This window comes from Lactiplantibacillus sp. 7.2.4 (genome assembly GCF_018991185.1).
Lineage (GTDB): Bacteria > Bacillota > Bacilli > Lactobacillales > Lactobacillaceae > Lactiplantibacillus > Lactiplantibacillus pentosus.
Genome location: NZ_JAGYGS010000161.1, coordinates 1 through 680, shown reverse-complemented (window position 1 = coordinate 680; position 680 = coordinate 1). Strand labels below are relative to the sequence as shown.

The window sequence follows — 680 nt, the reverse complement described above, 5'->3', positions numbered from 1 at the left end:
TAAATGAGCGGGAGCTCCCGCTCAAACTCACCCCGCACTCGCCGTGAGGCAGGAAAGCAAAGTTTAGGAAACTTTGGCTTTCAGCCAATTCAGTGTCTGGGTTTGGTTAGTCAATCAACTCCTTAAAGCCTCAAAAAGGGACTAACTGCTAAAGCAGTAAGTCCCTTTAATTCGATTTACCGTTGACTGACGGCCATTAAACAGCTCCAATACTCATCAGCGGTTAAATTAAAGCCATAGACCAAATTCAAAGGCTTGGACCATCTAATTCATCATGTTGCCCCTCTGAACGCTCCTGTGGCCTCTGAGGGGCTTTTTTAGATAGTTCCTTTAGTCCAGCTCGCTCTAGCCACTCATTTGGTAAGCCAACACCTAATTTGCGCTGTAAGAACCGGTCAACGCTCCGAACAATTCCTTGTAACGTATCCACTAATTTTTGGAGCTTCTCATTTTTCTTGCTTAAATCATAATTATTGTCTTTAACTTCAAGCAGTTGATAATTTAGGTTTTGATTATCAAGTTTTAAACGGTTCTGTTGTTGATTATAAATATCACTGACAGCTGCTCGAGATTCTAAGTCATGAAGATCACTTTTTCTAACAACCACTTTATCCTTGCTTAAAAAAGTAGGTTTGCTCTCAATTTCCTGCTGATCACGAGGTTTAAGTTCAGCAAGGCGT

General features: G+C 41.3%; 1 pseudogene. It reads right to left on the bottom strand.

Features of this window, described 5'->3' with window-relative positions:
* Nucleotides 1–247: 247 nt before the first annotated feature.
* Nucleotides 248–680, bottom strand: a pseudogene (locus KGF70_RS17540) (plasmid recombination protein); the annotation flags it as partial.